Annotated in this window: 17 protein-coding genes; 6 read left to right on the top strand and 11 right to left on the bottom strand. The window is 36.4% G+C overall.

The genetic code is table 11. From position 1 onward, the window contains the following. Window positions 1-56: 56 nt before the first annotated feature. From AAEZ18_RS12845 to AAEZ18_RS12815, 7 genes are all read right to left on the bottom strand, one after another. Window positions 57-1499 carry an SNIPE associated domain-containing protein gene (locus AAEZ18_RS12845; protein ID WP_248534496.1) on the bottom strand — a complete coding sequence of 481 codons (1443 nt, stop codon included), beginning with the start codon at window positions 1497-1499 and terminating at the stop codon, window positions 57-59. A gap of 3 nt (window positions 1500-1502) precedes the next feature. Further along, window positions 1503-1817, bottom strand: a complete 315-nt coding sequence (locus AAEZ18_RS12840; RefSeq protein WP_063529484.1) for a hypothetical protein — start codon at window positions 1815-1817, stop codon at window positions 1503-1505. Window positions 1818-2185: 368 nt separating this feature from the next. Next, the gene (gmtX, locus tag AAEZ18_RS12835; protein WP_086998414.1) at window positions 2186-2836 is read right to left on the bottom strand and encodes a gamma-mobile-trio protein GmtX; all 651 of its coding nucleotides are present in this window, start codon (window positions 2834-2836) and stop codon (window positions 2186-2188) included. An 8-nt stretch (window positions 2837-2844) separates the two neighbouring features. Then, window positions 2845-5439, bottom strand: coding sequence for a gamma-mobile-trio integrase GmtZ (gmtZ, locus tag AAEZ18_RS12830; protein ID WP_086998417.1), 2595 nt, complete (start codon window positions 5437-5439; stop codon window positions 2845-2847). A gap of 1 nt (window position 5440) precedes the next feature. Continuing rightward, the gene (gene gmtY, locus AAEZ18_RS12825) at window positions 5441-6883 is read right to left on the bottom strand and encodes a gamma-mobile-trio recombinase GmtY (protein WP_350595121.1); all 1443 of its coding nucleotides are present in this window, start codon (window positions 6881-6883) and stop codon (window positions 5441-5443) included. Window positions 6884-7135: 252 nt separating this feature from the next. Continuing rightward, complete coding sequence (locus AAEZ18_RS12820; RefSeq protein ID WP_179807051.1) at window positions 7136-8095, bottom strand: sugar-binding transcriptional regulator; 960 nt, start codon at window positions 8093-8095, stop codon at window positions 7136-7138. Window positions 8096-8332: 237 nt separating this feature from the next. Next, the gene (locus AAEZ18_RS12815) at window positions 8333-9076 is read right to left on the bottom strand and encodes a hypothetical protein (protein WP_179807052.1); all 744 of its coding nucleotides are present in this window, start codon (window positions 9074-9076) and stop codon (window positions 8333-8335) included. Window positions 9077-9501: 425 nt separating this feature from the next. On the opposite strand from AAEZ18_RS12815, the gene AAEZ18_RS12810 reads away from it, so the two are divergent. The 5 genes from AAEZ18_RS12810 to AAEZ18_RS12790 are packed head-to-tail and all read left to right on the top strand — an operon-like array spanning window position 9502 to window position 15097. Continuing rightward, on the top strand, window positions 9502-9885 hold the full coding sequence (locus AAEZ18_RS12810) for a response regulator (protein WP_086994129.1): 384 nt from the start codon (window positions 9502-9504) through the stop codon (window positions 9883-9885). 13 nt (window positions 9886-9898) lie between these two features. After that, the gene (locus tag AAEZ18_RS12805) at window positions 9899-10804 is read left to right on the top strand and encodes an AAA family ATPase (RefSeq protein WP_182676693.1); all 906 of its coding nucleotides are present in this window, start codon (window positions 9899-9901) and stop codon (window positions 10802-10804) included. A 5-nt stretch (window positions 10805-10809) separates the two neighbouring features. Beyond that, window positions 10810-11799, top strand: coding sequence for a DUF58 domain-containing protein (locus AAEZ18_RS12800; protein ID WP_339683249.1), 990 nt, complete (start codon window positions 10810-10812; stop codon window positions 11797-11799). Beyond that, window positions 11796-13778 carry a transglutaminase TgpA family protein gene (locus AAEZ18_RS12795; protein ID WP_339683252.1) on the top strand — a complete coding sequence of 661 codons (1983 nt, stop codon included), beginning with the start codon at window positions 11796-11798 and terminating at the stop codon, window positions 13776-13778. Before AAEZ18_RS12800 ends, AAEZ18_RS12795 begins: the two co-directional genes overlap by 4 nt. Beyond that, entirely contained in the window at window positions 13775-15097 is a 1323-nt protein-coding gene (locus AAEZ18_RS12790) for a Na+/H+ antiporter family protein (RefSeq protein ID WP_041454421.1), read from the top strand. The genes AAEZ18_RS12795 and AAEZ18_RS12790 overlap by 4 nt, the downstream gene beginning before the upstream one ends. A gap of 198 nt (window positions 15098-15295) precedes the next feature. Here AAEZ18_RS12790 and AAEZ18_RS12785 read toward each other — a convergent pair whose 3' ends face one another. Genes AAEZ18_RS12785 through AAEZ18_RS12775 form a run of 3 tightly spaced genes read right to left on the bottom strand, consistent with a single transcriptional unit; the run spans window position 15296 to window position 17404 of the window. Next, window positions 15296-15730: an acyl-CoA thioesterase gene (locus AAEZ18_RS12785; protein WP_011328175.1), complete on the bottom strand. Its 435-nt coding sequence runs from the start codon at window positions 15728-15730 to the stop codon at window positions 15296-15298. Between the two features lie 5 nt (window positions 15731-15735). Then, window positions 15736-16554 (bottom strand): M23 family metallopeptidase, encoded by an 819-nt coding sequence (locus AAEZ18_RS12780; protein ID WP_350595078.1) that lies wholly within the window; start codon window positions 16552-16554, stop codon window positions 15736-15738. Beyond that, window positions 16547-17404, bottom strand: coding sequence for a 6-carboxytetrahydropterin synthase (locus AAEZ18_RS12775; protein ID WP_350595079.1), 858 nt, complete (start codon window positions 17402-17404; stop codon window positions 16547-16549). Before AAEZ18_RS12775 ends, AAEZ18_RS12780 begins: the two co-directional genes overlap by 8 nt. Window positions 17405-17607: 203 nt before the next feature. Between AAEZ18_RS12775 and fabA the strand changes: the two genes are divergently transcribed. Further along, the gene (gene fabA / locus AAEZ18_RS12770; RefSeq protein WP_350595081.1) at window positions 17608-18123 is read left to right on the top strand and encodes a bifunctional 3-hydroxydecanoyl-ACP dehydratase/trans-2-decenoyl-ACP isomerase; all 516 of its coding nucleotides are present in this window, start codon (window positions 17608-17610) and stop codon (window positions 18121-18123) included. Window positions 18124-18199: 76 nt separating this feature from the next. Here the strand turns inward: fabA and rmf are convergent, their stop codons facing one another. Continuing rightward, window positions 18200-18370 carry a ribosome modulation factor gene (gene rmf / locus AAEZ18_RS12765; RefSeq protein WP_011328170.1) on the bottom strand — a complete coding sequence of 57 codons (171 nt, stop codon included), beginning with the start codon at window positions 18368-18370 and terminating at the stop codon, window positions 18200-18202. Window positions 18371-18651: the final 281 nt, after the last annotated feature.

Raw genomic sequence — 18651 nt, 5'->3', positions numbered from 1 at the left:
GGCAAAGGTGAGCCAGCGCTGATCTGGCTGACTCGAAGGCGGATAAAACTATTAAATCATGCGGCATCACTAAGACGAAGGCTTTCGTAATAGTCTTCCGCCAGAGCGGTCATTTTGAACTCAGCATCTACTCCAGCGATCTTCTCAACGGCATCTTTAATTTCCTCTAGATCGACATTGAAGAACTCCTTACGAAGATTAATTGCATTAACACGTTGAGAATGGAATTCACGGTGCAAAGCTGTTTCGAGTGCAGGTGCATCATCAGTATAAATCATGGCATGTACGTCAAATGGGAATGGTACACTGGCATCACCAAGCTCTTTAACTCTGTCCATAGGCTCTAGCCTGCGCGTTAAACCTATCTTGTAAACATCTTCTCCAAAGGAACCAATGTTACTTATCACGTACACATGGCCCTTACGAGTTTGTTCCGCCATACTCTTGGCACGTTCTTCTTTGGCTTCAGCTTCGGCCAATTGCTGCTCTAGAATGGCTATTCTTTGTTCCATTTCACTACGTTCTTGTTCATTAGCTTGAGCAAGCTCTTGCTGAGCTTTATCAAGAAGGCTTCGATACATTTTTTCTTCTTTCTCAGCTTCAGCAATAGCTTTTTCAAACTCCTTTATTGCTCTCTGCTCTTCACGAATTTGCTCTTTGATGAGCTTCTGCTCGGCAATTTCTTCCTGCTTCTTCAGGGTATATTGATACTGAAGCTTACATTCTTCAAATTTTAGTTCGATGTAGTCAATATCAAAGCCACACTCCAGTGTCGCAGCTGACTTTTCTAGATTGTTTGCTAGTTTCTCAATTCGCTCCAGCGTACGACCAAATGAGCTTGGAGAAACCTTGCCAATAAGCATGTCACATTCAATATTGAACGCAGTTAGCATTAGCTTAACTTGACCATTGAGGATTTTTTTATTCAAAGACTTATCATTAGAAATAACGGTCGTTTTTGGGAAGGTGACTGCGGTCTTAGCTTTAATCATGTCTTTTTGTTGCTGCCGTATGTCTTTGATCTCTTCAGAATAGCGAGTTGATGTTTCGTAGAGATATTGTGGCATTTCAAAATGGCCATGCGCAGTATATTCATCGAGTCGTGAATACAAGTCTATCCCACCCATTAGCTCGTTCAGATCCTGTTCGCTCTTTTCAATATTGGCACTAAGTTCATTTAGAGCGTTTTGGGCTGCGTCAAGAGACTGTTGCTGCTCTAGAATACTAACTTTAAGAGAGTCATCTTGTCCTTTCAAAGCTTGTAGGTCGGCAGTTTCAGCGTTAATTTTGGAAAGCGCCTGCTTTGCTATCTCAGTAGTTTTCTGTAGTGATTCATTTGCTTTCTTTAATGTCTCGTGCTCTACTTTGGCTTTCGTTAATGCTTCATCAATTGACTTGTACTGTCCAACTTTTTTATCCGCAGAGCGTTTCGCCACTACATAGGTCAGCAAAACTGCTAACAAAGATATGCCTGCTAATATTAGTAAATTACTATCCATTGTTTACTTTAAAACCTCTTGTATGAATTGTTTTCTAAGGGCGGCTCGTTCTTCGCAGCGGTCTTGGTACTCTTCATTTGTATTTGATAGCGCATTTTTAAATGCTTGCTTTGCTGCGGATTGTTGCTGTCTTACTTGCCGCTCTAGTTCTCGCTGAGCTTCACGCACACCTCTTTCATGCTCTCTAAGTGCTTGAGCTTCAGCACGTTGCCGAGCTTTCTCTCTACGCTGAGCTTCGCGGGTGGCTTGTTTGTTGGCTCTATCTATAGCTTTAACAACCTTTATAGCCGTCCTTAAACCATTTCCTCGTCTGGCCAATGCATTTCTCCTTTAAGCAAATCAGAATTATGCTTCCGATGCTAGCACAACAAAATTGTAAGGGTTACATTGAAATCAAATAGATTGCATAAAGTCTATAGCTACGAGAGCACTAAGGTTTAAAATATCTATGTTTCTCAAGGCAGATTAGCCCCCTTGATTTGGGTTAGAAAAAATATTCCAAATGATGGTATGGAGAGTAATGGCTCATACAGTCGCTGACTCATTTTGGGGCAGAAACGAGTTGATCATGAATGACTGCTCATGGCACATAACAGCCTGTCAGATTCATAAATTAAACCCACTTGACAGACCAATATACATCTAATTTTAATAACAAACCTCATAGGTAGTACATTGTGTTTATATTACTCATTAGACTTAATTACTTTATTCAAAGCTTGTATAAAGCCTCTTGGGAATATTTCATTTTGATATTCACTTCCTTTTATTTGGCCTAATTCAGTTTTTAGCCAACCATTGAGCTTAATACACTCATCCGATACAGCATAAGTAAGCGCTGATAACTCATTATTAGTTAGTTTTAAGTTAGGAATAAAGTCTGTAGTTTGGGTATATTGATTACGCTTATCGATTACTATTTCCGATTGACTTTTTAAGATATTCAGCTCGGTTTTAAATTTCTTTCTTTCAGCTAAAATTCTTGCAAAGTATGCGCGAGCCGCAATATCGGGTATCGTATTTAAAAGCTCATTATCCGTAGCTGGTAATACCACTTTATTGTCAACCGATTGACTTTTGATTAATTCAGCCCAATAACTAATTAGCTTTCTATAGTGCACATTTTTTGTTGCACGAAGCGTTTCGTAACTGGGACCGCTATTTTTATAACTTATCATTCCGATATTTGTTATTGAAAAATCAACATTTCCTTGCTCAAAATAATTAGATAAAATTAAGTTCAATTTATCAAGTGTATCTTTAGTCTTTTGTGTTTTCCCTTCTTTTAGAGCTTCTAGCTTCTCATCTTGGTGCTTTTTTTCTAAGTTTGATTGCATTGGGTGCCTCATTTATGAGAAGGTAAGTTGATATAATTGTTATGTGTCTCAGTGTACCCGGCATCTAGTAATTTTGAGTCAGTGAGGTATGTTTCGGCTTCAAGATAATCAGCAACAACTCTAAATCCTTCAAACTTATCATTCGGGGCGGCAATTTTAGCCATTTGTCTTATCATTGCATTTCCAGCAATTAATTGTTCTTTATCACCCATTTCTAAGAAAATAGGTTTCTTACCTTGCTTGAGTAAGATCCGACTTAATTGAATTGTACGTTGCTTTAATGCTGGAGTTTTTTGTAATGTATCCATAAAATCTGGGTATATTTCCGCATCCTCACATAAGCATGATAGATGTAATAGTTCAGATTTAGTTTCAACGAACTTCAAAGCCATATTTACATCAGTTGTATTTCCTAAGGCAATTAATTTATTTTTATTATTGTCAGTTTCTCGGTTTTCTTCTAGCTGTATAATTTTAGATATCAGGCCAAAACATGATATCCAGTCTTTAGTGTATTCATCAGATTCAACTTTTTGTTTTTCATACCTACGTTGTAGTGATCGAAGCTCTTCAAATTTTAAAAATGGTTTGCTGTTCTGCTCTGCGATAAACTTTGTGTCTTTGAGTTTATCTAACTTTTTTTCTAAATCTAATGCTAAGCTTGACGCTTCATGAGCTTTGTAGCTTAACTGATTAAATAAAGCATTTAGTTTTGGTAAATAAACAGCTTCGGTGATGAACCACCTACACCTAATGCAATTCTCTGGACCATTTGGTACTTTTCCATATACTCGGTCTATTGCTCTAGCTTTATTAACTAGAAGTTCACCACCATTCCAGCATCCACCAAGTGTACTCATTTCATCGGAGCGAACATTATTTCCACCTACTAAGCACATACCATAAGCTCTTTCTTCCCATCCTATAGGGTTTCTATTTGCTAGCGATGCAACGATACTATCTTCACTGTTATAAACAACGTTACATTTAATTTGATTAATTGATGCATCTTTTAAAAATGAGCGAAGTGAGCTATCCGAATTTTCGAGCAACTCTCCCTCTGCATATCGCATTTTATCTGCCATAACAGATGGTGATATTTTGTTATAATATATTGTTGAAATAAGTCTCGCGTGACCGGCAAGAAGTTTAGAAATTACTGGAATCGGTACGTTAGAATCCATTGAATAAGCTGTAATTAAGCTTACTCTCAAGCTATGTGGAGGGAAATGTGTTGTTGACCCTTTTAATTTTTCATTTTCATAATTTACAACTAGGCTGAGTTTTTCTCCATTATCAAGAGTATCACCCGCACTAAATAGATTATTTTCGAGCTCTAATAATAAAGAGTGCCAAAAACGCTTTAAGGAATCAGCATCAATAGGTTTAAACTTATCATCTCCTTGAGCTGTTGGGTCTCGAAATAAAAAACACATATTTCCCATTGCATTGAGTTGAAGTTTAGATTTAGTAGTGCCTAAATGCCTTTTTGAAAGTTCTTTACAATGTATAGGTCTTTGTATCGGGTTATATTTTTTCTGCCAGTTTCTAAGTTTTTCAAGCCAATATAAAACTTCTTGGTGGTTCCACGGTATTACATACCCAGCGTCAACTTCAGCATCAGAGGTTTTATTAGTGTTTATGAATAGTCCTGTTGTATAAGTTGAAGTATATTGATCATATATTCTCCTAAAAACACCTTTTTCAACCAATTTAGGACTTGAGGTTTTTGTTAATTTACTTTCATTTTGTATCCAAGATTTATTGTCATATTTCCAAGTATCATCCTCTCCGGAGTCTAACATTCTTATTTGATAGGTTCTCAGTGGTAAATGCAGTTTTATCAGGAGTGCCAATGCCCTGACTGGGGACCACATTTGAATAATTACTCTATCAGTAGCGCCTTTTGATTTGATTTTTCTTTGGCGCCAAACGCAGTCAGGATCATCTTTGTTAATTAAACTTTCAGGTACCTCGAACCAATCACCACCCCTTGTTCCTGAACGTACCCCTGTTTGAGCTTGTGCCCAAAGCCAATCTTTGAATGATGGACAGTGGGATGTATTATCATGCTTAGTTGTTTTATCGTTACTCGGTGAAATTATATCTCTTAGCGAGAGTATATATTTATAAGGGAGTGGTTGGCGAACAGTCTCAAGAGGAACACTTTTAAATTTAACCTTTGTAAATGGGTTAACAACCGTTTTTATGGAGACATTATTTTGATCACGAACTGTAAAATGCTTCTCGATGACAAAGTCAATGAAATCAACTATATAATTTGGTCTCCTTGCCTGCTCGTTAAGGTCGTTGACACCTGATATTTTCATTACTTCAATAAATTCATCTGAATTACTTATATGACCATTTGAACCACTAAAAAAAGTATCGATATTAGATGCATAGGGAGCATGTATTAAAAAATATTTTTCTAATAAAAAAGTAAGAGCTACTCTTTTGACGTCAATAGAAGTTGTTTGCATCTTCATCCATTCGGCAGCCAACTTCTCCCACGAAAGCCATTTAGTGCCAATAGCTTTAGATAACCAGCTAAATGTTAAATCAACACTCCGATTGTCATTTTTTTTAATTGGTTTTATCATTTTATTCCTTAAATTTTTTATTTTTGCCCGAAAAGTATTGATGAGGATCTATGTCATTGAAACCATATTTCGTAAGGTTTTCCCAACTTAAATCTAATGGTGTTTCACCTTTAACTAATGCTTCTGTAGCAGTAGTTAAAGTATTTGATATTTCGTTGAAATTTGGCTCTGTATATGGAGTTTGAGAATCAAGAGATTTGTGATGCATACATCTTCTGATTATTAATGGGTTTACGTTGGCTCTTCGTAAACGCCTACCATAGCTATGTCTATGACCATGTGGGTCATAACCTTCATGCTTTGAGGGAAGTAAATTAATTCTCTTTAATGCATTTTTATAATTTTGATGAAATGCATTTAATGTGTAAGGAGAGCCGAAATATTTTTGATGAAATGAAATAAAGGCATAGGGATGATTGCATAATATCGAAGCTCGATATTTTTGATAAACTTTCCAGAGACTAAGAAAAATTTCGCCATAGTATGATGGGAACCAATTAACAATTATATAACCATCTCTGTGGTCTATAGTCCCACCTTTCCAGCCTAAATGTTCACTATTGAACATAGAAACACGAGGTATTCTACCATATTTTTCTTTTAGGTATAATTTTCTAGTATTTCCACCTCTGTTTGATTTCCAGCCATACGGTGCAATACCTTGTTCTTCATTATATATCTTAACAAGCGCAGAGTTATTATTTAGGGGGGCTAATTCAACATCTGAAACCCACAAAGCCATAGCTTCACTTTCTCTTAACCCTCCTCCATGCATAAGTAGTAAAATTAGTTTGTCTCTTATTGAAATTCTTAAATCACGTTGAATTGAAAAACCATCGACGAAAAAAACTTTAAATTTATCTTCAGGAAAAGCCACTGCATCACCTTCGACTAATAAATGTGGTTTCGTTGAGGTGTAATTTACTTCTCTGAAGCTTAACTGTTTGTTTCTGAATTTTTTTATATGCCCAAGAAAGTCATTTATATTTTTTCTATACCATGCTGAATATAGTAATACACTGTGAAAATCATTAGGGATAAGCTTCTGAATTTTTGCGCAATTTGGCTCTAACCAATTTAGAAATGATACCAAATAACGAGTAATGTTTTTAGTATTAAAAAAAGACTTTGGTTCCCAATAAAGGCCTGAAGGATCGAATCCCTGTTCATCTAAAGTACCGGATCTCAACCTTAAAATGAATGAAGTAAGCAATAATTCTGGGTCACTAAATATATTTTTATTAGCTTCCATGTAATCAAGAAATAGTTTTAAAGCTCTTGCATAAGATAAAAGAGTGGAGCGACTTTTCCCTTGTGCGGTTAATATTAGGAAATAGTCTGTAATTAATGGTATGTCACCTTTAACGGTAAGAATTACAGGAACATGTACCCACGAGCCTGTGTTATCTGTAATGATTTTTGCAATGACGGTAACTGTTGACATCTTAAGTTTTAATTATTCTTGATATCAACAAGTTAATCTATTTTGTAGTAAATATAAAGGTAATGTTTATTAACTGAAAAGAAAAGTACACATAAATATCACTATATACAATAGACGGTATCGGACATTAAAGAGGTTTTTATCTAAGTTAGTTATTCTCAATTTGGTACATTTAAATTTAATTAATATTTTCTAATGTATGTAATCTAATGCATGGAATATTATATTTCAGGTTTTCATTTAAAATATAAGTTACTCAATACTTAGTAAACGCTCGGCCGTGTATTCGTTAGTAATAAGCCCACTAATCATTTTAGATCTTAGCGCACCTAAAATGGCTAATACTTTTTCTTCTCCGGCAGCTATGGCAAAAATTTGTTTATCTGAATTAACTTTTAATGGCGTACTTGCTACTCGTTGATTAACATTACAATCTAATAACTTACCATTTTTATCAAACACCCAGCTGATCATTTCTCCTACAGCACCTTGCTGTTGTAACTCTTGGAGTTCGTCAAGGCTTACAAAACCGTCTTTATGAAGTGGCGAATTTAATCCTAAATTACCAACGCCTACAAATGTAACATCTGCATTCGTGGCTAATTTTAAATTACTAGCAACATTCTGCTGTGAATGCAGTTGCAGCTTTTCCTCAATGGTGCGTGGCAAAACAGGTAACGGCATTGGGTAATGTTTAGCATTTATATGCTCAGCCATTCTTACTACTACATCGTATGGCGATGCCGATCCGTCTAATGCCATATTGCCTAACATGGCAACTATTTTATGTTGTTGGCAATCTTGTGTTCGGAGCTCATCTACGCATGCGCGTAAAACTCGCCCAGTTCCCATTGCAATAACTTTTGGTTGTGGTGATTTTAAATGGCGTTCTATTTCAGCCGCACCAGCTTGTGCCAAACCTAATGTAGATGAAGGTTCTGACGGATCACTAGGGACTACATCACAAGAGAGCAAACCAAAACGTGTTTTAATTTGTTCAGCCAAATCCATACATTTAGCAATAGGATGATCGAGTCTTACTTTTATTAATCCTTGGCTAACAGATAGCGCTACCATTCTTTGTGCCGATTGGCGTGAGGTATTAAGCTTTTTAGCTATTTCGTCTTGTGTTTTACCTGCAACATAATACAACCACCCTGCTCTTGCTGCGTCATCGAGTTTTCTAATTTCTGTATTAGATAGCTTGGCCACTGAAACCTCTTAAAATCAAAATAAATAGACTATTAAAATTGATTAACAGCAAAATATTTTTGTTAATTGAACGAATTATTTAATTGTTATTAGCCCTCTAAATATACCATTCATTTAATAAAAGTGTCGAATTTTCATGTTATTGCACTAATAGAAATCAAGTTAACGCTTTCTAATTGCTCACAACATATTTTTTCTATTACAGCTAAGTGCAAGTTATGGCCACAGCTATAAAAATTATAAAAACGTAAATGCGACCTGTAATGCACCTTTATTTTGCGCGGGGTTCCACATAGCTGTTGCCGATATAGGAAAATTATACTCTAGTATTTGCAAGCTCTTGGAGTAAGTAAAACCTAAGTTAACTATATTAGCGTTATCATCATAAAAGTTTTGCTGATCTAAAAAAGAAAAAGCACCACCAATAAATACAGAGACTTGCTCATCTAATTCATTACCCTTCCACACGGGCATGCTAGCTTCGAGATAGTTAGTGTAAGCTTGTTTGTTTTTTCCTGAACTTTCATCTAAATAGGTATCTATTCCTTGAACTATTACTGAGTAGTAAAGAGATAATGGCATTTCGCCCGCAAAGGTGTAACCAAGACCGACATCAATAAAGTTTCCGGTTTTATCCGGATCGCTTGAATAGTCAAAAATATCTACATTATTAATCGACGAGTGGTTACCATGATTAACAATTTCAATGAACAGCTGCTCTGAAAACTTATAAGAAGCAAAATAAGTAAACTCCTGATACTCACCATCAAAAGAGGACCCACCCCATAAACCTAAGGTGATTTTATTATCCGCCGTTTTATAAGTTAATTCACCAGCAACCATTGGGCCTGGCGTTACAATTGAGCCATGCCATAAGTGATTTGTTTTAAATTCTAACCCTAAATTAAAATCGTTGCTGTGTACCTGGCTACTATAAGTTGCTATTGCTGCCGTTAGTGTTAATACATGTTTAGCTTTCATAAATATGCTTCTTTGGTTGTATAAGCTCTGCGTTTGGCTTGAGTTATATAGTGCTAAATTACAATGTGAGCATAAGCCCTTCTTGTGGTCATAATCCCAGCAAGAAGTTCGTACGTCAACTATTTAAATAACAAAAAATTCACAATGCGTCACGCTGTAATAATAAGTCAATTATATCAGCAGGTTAAAACATCATAATTGTTAATTTGTTTTTTATTAATTAAACGTAAATCACTTGCAACGTAAATTTTTACAATATTAAAGGATAAGTAATGCGCGGAGGTTATTTAATAAAACGACAAAGTAGCAAAAATTATTTAAATCAGTTATTAATGACTGTTTTTTAGTTACTATCTTGAGCTTATGAGGTGGTTAGCTTAGTATTGAAAGTACTCAAATGGTATTAACAATAGAAGTAACAACATATGGAATTTGTGCACCCACTAGAACCTATTTTAATCATTGATGATACAAAAAACAGTCGCGACTATCTAAACCAAATTTTAACGGATCTTGGTTATGAAGATATTCTTGAGTGTGAAGATTTTGATTGTGCAAAACCGCTGCTTAGCGAAAAGTCCCCAAAGGTTATATTTTTAGATGTCGAAATACCTGACTCTGAAGGTAGTGATATTTTAACTTATATAAATAATTGCTATCCGCATATTCATGTTGTTATTTGCTTTGGCCATAACAGTTTCGAAAATGTAGAAAATACGTGGGAACTTGGTGCTAAAGGGGTTATAGCAAAACCGTTTAATGTACAAAAAGTAGATACAGTAATGAAGCGTTTAGAGCTCATTGAATAATAATAAGGTTAGTATGCAAAGTTCTGTTAGTGCAATTATCGATGATTTATCTAATGTTATTTTTGGTAAAAAACAACAAATAAAGCTCGCGCTCACCTGCTTATTTAGTGAAGGCCATTTACTAATTGAAGATTTACCTGGCATGGGTAAAACAACGTTATCGCATGCCTTAGCAGCCGTTTTAGGCTTGTCGTATCAACGGATACAATTTACCAGCGACTTACTCCCAGCCGACATATTAGGTACTAATGTATTTAATAGTAATGAACACAGTTTTAGCTTTCATAAAGGGCCTATTTTTAGCCAAGTTGTTTTAGCAGACGAAATAAACAGAGCGGGACCTAAAACACAAAGCGCCTTACTTGAGGCAATGGAAGAACAACAAGTTACTGTTGATGGTAAAAAGTATTCTCTTCCTACCCCATTTTTTGTTATTGCTACACAAAATCCATTACATCAATCAGGTACTTACCCTTTACCTGAGTCGCAGCTAGATCGTTTTTTAATGCGTATTAGCCTTGGTTTTCCGCCAAAAGAAGCCGAAAAAAGGCTGTTACTAAATATGCAAAAGCGTGACTACACCCAGCTACCACAACGTATTACTGAGCAACAATTAGCTCAAATTCAAACTGAAATTAGCAATATTATACTAAGTAATCCTGTAATTGATTATATTATTGAATTGGTAAATTATACACGCGAAAGTAATAATTTTGCTGCATCGTTATCGCCACGCGCTAGCATGGCATTAGCAAAAGCTGCTAAATCATGGGCTTATATTGACGGTCGTGACTATGTTATGCCTGAAGATGTGCAAGCAGTTTTTGCCAGTGTTTGTCAGCACCGTTTAGGGTTACACAATGAGTCGGGCGAAGCGCAAGTTATGCAAATATTAAAAGCTGTTATGGTTCCGGTATAGCATTTATGCCAAATAAAAAAGCTAAGCGCCCTGCTTTATTTAAGTCATTTAAACGTGCCATATTTAATAAATTATTAAAAAATAAACATTTAAAACAGTCAATTACACTTGAACACAAAACTATTTATGTTTTTCCATCAGCCCTTGGCTGCTACTTTATTAGTGTAGCTATTTTAAATTTTGTGATGGGGATTAACTATCAAAACAACTTAATTTTGATCATGGCTTATTTAATGTTTGTGGTAATGATTATTGCTGTACTACTGGGTTACAGCAATGCAAAAGGCTTAACTGTTACTTTTAAAAATTCACTTTCGAGCTTTGCACCACAAAATCCACAAGTTCAGTTTGCTGTACAAAGCCCCTCGATTTGCCAATCTGTGATGCTAGTTTATCAAGGCGATCAACAAACGCAAATTAATCATGATGAAATAACCAATGCAGCCCAAACGCTAAGCTTACCACTACCCTATAACAAACGCGGATGTTACTCACTACAGCGAATAAAAATTGCCAGTAATTATCCCTTTGGCTTGATCACTGTTTGGAGCTACATTCAACTACAATCAAGTGTTTATATTTACCCTTCACTTGAAAAGGTGTTTAGTGACGCTCAGATAAATAGTCTAGCCGAGCAAGCCGAAAACGGTATTGCCAAACAACTCGGTAGTGAAGAGTTTGAAACATTAATACCGCACTTGCCTGAAATGGGATTGCAAAGAATTTCTTGGAAACATTTTGCTAAAACACAGCAGTTATTAGTTAAAGAGTTTGTTGATTTTAAAGCTGCTGATGCATTATTTGATTTTGATTTAATGCATGGCGATACCGAGCAACGCTTAAACCAGCTGTGCTTTTTAGTATGTGAAGCAACAGAGAATAACACCCCCTTTATGCTAAAACTACCAAGTAAAATAATAGCTACCAACCTAGGTGTGCAACATAAAACACTTTGTTTAGAATCACTTAGTACATTTAATGGTTATACAAAGTGACGGCAATAAAAAACATAAAAGTAATAAATTATTCACTGTGTTTTATATACAGCTGCTTAGTCGTGTTTTTTATTGCTCACTTACCAATTGTATTTATTAGTGTACTAGCGCTACTTTGTGCGTGGAACTTTTATGTAACCATAAGTAATAAAACTAAACCTAATGCCTGGTTGGCTAACGCTTTAGCAGCACTTGCTTTAGGGTTAATGCTTTTTAGTGTGGGATTTAGCGACACGGTTATTTTATTTGTGGCTATGTTGTTGCTTTCAAGCTTATTTAAGTTGTTACAGGCGAAAACTAAAAAGCATTATCATGTAATAACTACGCTGACATTTTTTTCGCTTTCGGCGGTTTATTTATTTAACCAAAGTATTTTAACTACTTTAGTAGTGAGTAGTTTGTACATTTTAAATTTTGCCGTACTGGGCTTGTTAGAATCAAAACATAATTTAAAAGTCGCATCTAAACAAAGCGGTAAATTACTATTATTGGCATTACCACTGGCGGTATTTTTATTAATATTTTTACCAAAAATGCCGGCATTTTGGCAACTACCTGGGCCAAAGTTAGCTAAAACTGGTTTGTCTGAGCAAATAGATCCGTTTGATATTGCCAAGTTATCTAATTCAGATGAACTGGTTTTTAGAGCTAAATTTAATGATCTAGCACCTAAAGCTCCCCTGTATTGGCGTGCCTTAGTACACGATGAGTTTAACGGAAATGCGTGGCTCACTTCCAATTTATTAAAGCATAACAGCGTAACTCAAACTAAAACGCAACAAGTTAGTAGTTTAACAAAATACGACTATTCGATTATTGCCGAGCCCTCGAGTCAAAAGTGGTTATATGGGCTCAACTTTGCAACCAGTAATAACGATAACGTAGAGAGTGACTCACTGGGCTTACTGCGTAAAAAAAATTACCAAGCTAAAAGTGTGCAATACACAGCAAGTAGCTCTGCACTAACAAATGCTCCTTTATTACAGTGGCAAACTAAACACTACAAACACTTAGTAAATAACGACAATAACAAAGCAAGTGCCCTTACCTATAATTTAAAACAAAACTTAACCAGCGACCGTGATTTTTACAATGCATTACTACAGTACTTTATAGACGAAAAATTTAGTTATACGCTTAACCCGACGCCAATGAGCGGCAACAATACTATTGATCAGTTTATGTTTGAGCAACAACGTGGGTTTTGTGGCCACTATGCCAGTGCCGCAGCTTATATTTTTAGAAGTGCGGGTATACCGGCAAGAGTTGTCAGTGGCTATTTAGGTGGTGAGCTTAATACAGATAATAATACTTTATCTGTTCGCCAATATGATGCACATGCATGGGTAGAAGTGTATTTAGATAATGAAGGCTGGCAAATATTTGATGCCACAGCGGTGGTTGCTCCCGATAGGCTTACAGGATCGCTTTCACAAAATACTGAGTTAAATAATGAGTTTAAAAGCAATCTCGACTTTGGTTTAGTTAGTTTAAGTAACTTTGCAGCTATTAATTGGCTAAGGCTAGAGCTAGAAAACTTAGATTATAGGTGGTCTAGCTGGGTACTTGGTTTTGATGATGAAAAACAAAACGACTTTTTAAAGTCTATTTTTGGCAGCAAAAATATTTGGCTGGTACCGCTGGCTGTAATTGTTATTTTAGGGCTAACTTTTGTTAGTTATTTTGTTTATTTAAATTGGCCTAAGCCCGCTACTAAATTAGCTCCTATGGTTAAAGAGTTTGAACAACTTATAAATTGGGCTAAAAAACGTAAACTTAAGATAGCCGATCATTTAACGCCTACTCAACAATTACAACACTTAGCATCGCAAGCGCCGCATGTTGAGCAACAATTACTCGAGTTTAGTCAGTTATTTAACCAAGTACGTTATGCTAAAAAACCATTTAATAAAGAACGTAAAACTCAGGCAAAATATCTGATAAAATTAATTAAATCTACGAAACAGAGAAATCTATGAATGCGGTTGTTATAGGCGTTTTATTAATGCTTGGGCTTACCTTGGTCCGCGTAAATGTTATTGTTGCAATGATAATAAGTGCCCTAGTTGCTGGTTTAACCGCTGGTTTGGGCTTAAAAGAAAGTATAGACGCCTTTAATTCGGGATTGTCGGCAGGTGCTGAAATAGCACTAAGTTATGCCATGTTAGGCGCTTTTGCAGTGGCTATTTCTAAGTCAGGTTTAACACGTATTTTAGCCGCAAAATTATTAGCTAAAGTTAATGCACAAAAAAGTGGCAGTGAAACCCTGCTCAGTTATTTTATTTTATTTATAATAATGATCTGCGCCATTTCATCGCAAAACTTAGTGCCGGTTCATATCGCCTTTATTCCTATTCTTATTCCACCGCTGCTGGTAATTTTTAATAAACTTAGGCTGGATAGACGTGCAATAGCTTGTATATTAACTTTTGGTTTAGCTACTTCTTATATGGTACTACCGTATGGCTTTGGTGGTATTTACTTATATTCAATACTCCATAAAAATTTAGTGGATAACGGTTTAGAAATAATAAATACCCAAGTGCCTATGGCAATGATAATTCCGGCTTTGGGCATGTTTGCAGGTTTATTAATTGCAATATTTTTTAGTTACAGAAAACGTCGCGACTACGCAGCGCTACCGCTTACCATAGAAAGTAAAGAAACCACGGTAGAAAACCCAAAAAAGGTAATGTTAGTTGGCCTGTTTGCTGTACTTGCTTCACTTATTGCGCAAAACGCTAGCGGTTCAATGATTTTAGGTGGCTTAGTGGGTGTAATGATTTTTAGCGTTTTCGGCATCGTTAAATGGGAAGATAATGGCGACGTATTTAGTAAAGGCGTCGCTATGATGGCAATGATTGGTTTTATAATGATTTCTGCTCAAGGATTTGCAGCTGTTATGCAAGCTACAGGTCATGTGGCTAGTTTAGTACACAGTGGCGCTGAGTTATTTGCTGGGAATAAACCCATTGCGGCAGCGGTTATTTTATTAGTTGGATTGTTTATTACCATGGGTATAGGTAGCTCATTTTCAACCGTGCCAATTATAGCTACTTTATTTGTTCCTTTATGTTTAGAGCTGGGCTTTTCGGTTATGGCCACTGCTGCTTTAGTGGGTACGGCCGGTGCGTTAGGTGATGCAGGCTCCCCCGCTTCTGACTCTACACTTGGGCCAACTTCCGGGCTAAATGCTGATGGCCAGCACGACCACATTTGGGATTCAGTAGTGCCTACCTTTATTCACTTTAATATACCGTTATTAATATTTGGCTGGATAGCCGCCATGGTGCTTTAACCTAAGTAATGTAAAACGATAACCTAATAATAGATTAGGTTATCGACCTCCCACCTTGATAATTATTATTAAAATTGACTCTGCTGTTTAGCTATATCTTTTGCAATTAATTAGTATGATGTGTTCTTTAGCGGTGTTTAAATAAGCACTACTTAAAGTGCTTATTTTTAATAACATTAAAATACTTTATTCTAATGTTTACTTGTCAAAACCATAAATCATTTTATCGCAAACCACAGGCGTTGGTCGGTGATCATCATTTACTGCAACAAAGGTAAAGCTGCCACTAATAGCAGAATGCTTGTTGTCATTATGCATAGTTTCTAGAAGTATATCGACATCAACTTTTAAACTGGTATTACCTACATGCACCACCTTTGCTATAAGTTCAGCAAAAGTACCTGCAGGAATAGCTTCTTTAAAGTCTACTCGATCTGATGAAATGGTAACTAAAGGCTTACGGCAAAAACGCGTTGCCGCTATAAAAGCAACCTCGTCCATCCAAGCTAAAGCGTCGCCACCAAATAAAGTGTTGTGGTGATTAGTTCGCCCCGGAAACACTGTTTTAGTTACCGATGTGGTGGAATCTTTAATACGTTGCGCGATAATAGCATCGCGCTCTACTTGTGTCATAGTATCTACTTTTTATTAGCTAATTTGTTTTGCATTAATAAGGCCGGATCAAGGCGTTCACCTTGCCAGTTAAAACGCCAATCTAAATGTGGGCCTGTTACCCGCCCTGTTGCACCTATCTCAGCTATTTTACTACCTTGCTCAATTTTATCGCCCAGCTTTACATCAAGCTTACTTAAATGAATATAAGTAGAGGTAACGCCGTGGCCATGGTCTAAAATAAGTGTGCCACCTGAATAATAAATATCCGGCTGCGAAAACACCACTGTACCACTTATAGGTGCATACACAGGTGTCCCCGTTTTATTGGCTATATCTAAGCCAAAATGTGGTCTGCGTGGCTCGCCATTAAAATAACGTTGGCTACCATACACCCCAGATATACGCCCTTGTGCAGGTTTTAGCACAGGATCTAAAAAGTACAATAGGTCAGAATTAACCTGGCGCGCAGCTCTAATCGCAGCAGCCTCTTTACTTATACGTGCGCTGAGTTCTTTAGCCGGCGATACATATTTTTTAGCAACGCCGGTAATTTTATCAATTTGATAGTCGCGCTTAGTAATTACTAGGCTTTCAGTGTGCTCAACACCAGCTTTATCAACCCATTTAAGTGTGTGATTTGTTGGTGCATCGCGGCCAAAGCCAAATACAAAATCACCTTTACTCGAAAGCTTAAGTATTTTGTCGTTAAAGCTAACCGACTGCGCGTTGCTAATATTACCGGTTACTAAACCGCCTTGAGTTAATTGCCCTTTTAGCTCAAGTGCCATTGCACTTAAGCTAGTAGAGGAAATTAACACGGCTGCTAATAATGTTTTAAGCATGGCTAATAGACCCTTTGCCTACTCCTTCGTAGGCCGTTATTTTTACCGCTTTTTCAGGATACTGTGCTTTTACCTGACCCGCTAAGTATTCTGCAATGCATTCAACCGTGGTATCGCTAGGTAAAATATCGCAACGCGATTCGCTAATAGCCATTTCAAAATAGCCTTGCGCTGAAGTATATGCAAAACATACATCGCCAGCTTTTGCGCTAACGTGCTGTAACTCGTCTGCCTTAATTTGATCCTCAGCGGTGGCTAGATAAATGTCTTGCCACTTTTGTGACCATTCTTTTTGCAGGCGAGGCATAGAAATACCATCTAAACTAATACCAATTTGAGAACGATGCCCATGAATAATACGTTGGCAATTACCATCATGCTTTTTAAGGCCATGGCTGTAATGGTAATAATAGCTTTGATTATGCTCTGGCTTCAATGACAGCTCAATTTTTTCTATATTATCTGGCAGTTGTGGCAAAATAGTCGCTATTAAAAAATCTGTAACCGATGCAATAGTTACTTCATCTGCGTTAATCATACAATAAGCTTGATGTGGAGCACTCATCGACAAATGGTGGTTATCACCAAATGTACAATCCAATGTTTTATGGTCGCTAAATTCGCTAACCACGCCATTTAGATTTTTAGGTACAGCTAAACGATGATCAATACACTCATCTATAATGCCTTTAATTTGCTTTTTAACTAAGCCAAAGTCTAATACCATAGACTCATTGTTTAGTTTGCCATGCAAAGTTAAATCAACAATCCAGCTCTCGCCAACTGCGCCGCGTTTATTACACAAGTAAGAAAAATCTATCACTGTTAGTGAGTTAACAAAAAGGATCATAAATTTCCTTTAAACAGGTTAAAAGTCAGCTGTAATTATAATGATTTATGATTGTAATTGCGCGGTTTAATCAGGCTAAAATCAATTACACCAATCGATTGATTAAAAAACCTCCTAAATTTAGCTTTTTTAACTGATCCGAGTTGTTCAGCGTACAAGTGTACGCTAAAGTAGTTGGCAATTTATAAGCGAAGATAAGTGTTATGGAACCTAAATATAGCTATACAAAAGAAGACTTGATCCTATGTGGTGAAGGTAAAATGTTTGGTGAAGGTAACTGCCGTTTACCAAGCGACAATATGTTAATGATGGACCGCATTACCTCTATTACTGCCGATGGCGGAATACACGGTAAAGGCGAAATTGTTGCTGAGCTAGATATTGACCCTAGCTTATGGTTTTTCGACTGCCATTTTAAAGGTGACCCTGTAATGCCTGGTTGCTTAGGTTTAGACGCTATGTGGCAGTTAGTTGGATTTTACTTAGGTTGGTCTGGCGGTCCAGGTCTTGGCCGTGCGCTAGGTGTGGGTGAAGTTAAATTTACCGGCCAAATTTTACCAACTGCTAAAAAAGTAACCTACCGCCTAGTAATGAAACGCGTAATTAAACGCAAATTATTTATGGGTGTTGCCGATGGCACGGTAGAAGTAGATGGCCGTGTAATCTACGAAGCGAAAGATTTAAAAGTAGGTCTATTTCAAGATACCAGTGCATTTTAATTAACTGTTAATAATTAAAATAAACATACAAAAATGCCTCCACTTGGAGGCATTTTTGCTTAAATTCAGTTATATACTATGTTTTATAAATATTACGATTGTCTATTGCTTCGCGCCAACCACCTAACCATTCTGATTTTGGATCAACTTGTTGATAGGGACAATGCTCTTTAGAGCGACCTGCTAAACCTGCTTTAAATCCTTGAGAATGTGCTCTCTCTAAACGATCTCTTTTTTGTCTCTTCATCGGTAATATCCTCACCTTTGTATTTATATATTTTGTAGCATTAGTGAAATCTACATGTAATGAATAGCTAATAAAAAAGGTTAATTCAAATTATAAAAGCAATTAATTAGTTTGACTTTAACTAAGCTGCTGATGCAATGATGAATTAGCTTTTTAAAAAGTAAGTGGTCGTACTTGCAAAGTATTGACCGGTTTAATCTAACTTAAAAACACGATTAAAAAATCGTTTTATTACACTGTTGTGTATATATTGTGACCGGCTAATTTAGCCTTAGTTCCAA

Source organism: Pseudoalteromonas sp. 19-MNA-CIBAN-0066, from assembly GCF_040308705.1.
Classification (GTDB): Bacteria; Pseudomonadota; Gammaproteobacteria; order Enterobacterales; family Alteromonadaceae; genus Pseudoalteromonas; species Pseudoalteromonas nigrifaciens.
The sequence above is the reverse complement of the archived record's forward strand: the minus strand, read 5'-3'. Positions and strand labels throughout refer to the sequence as shown.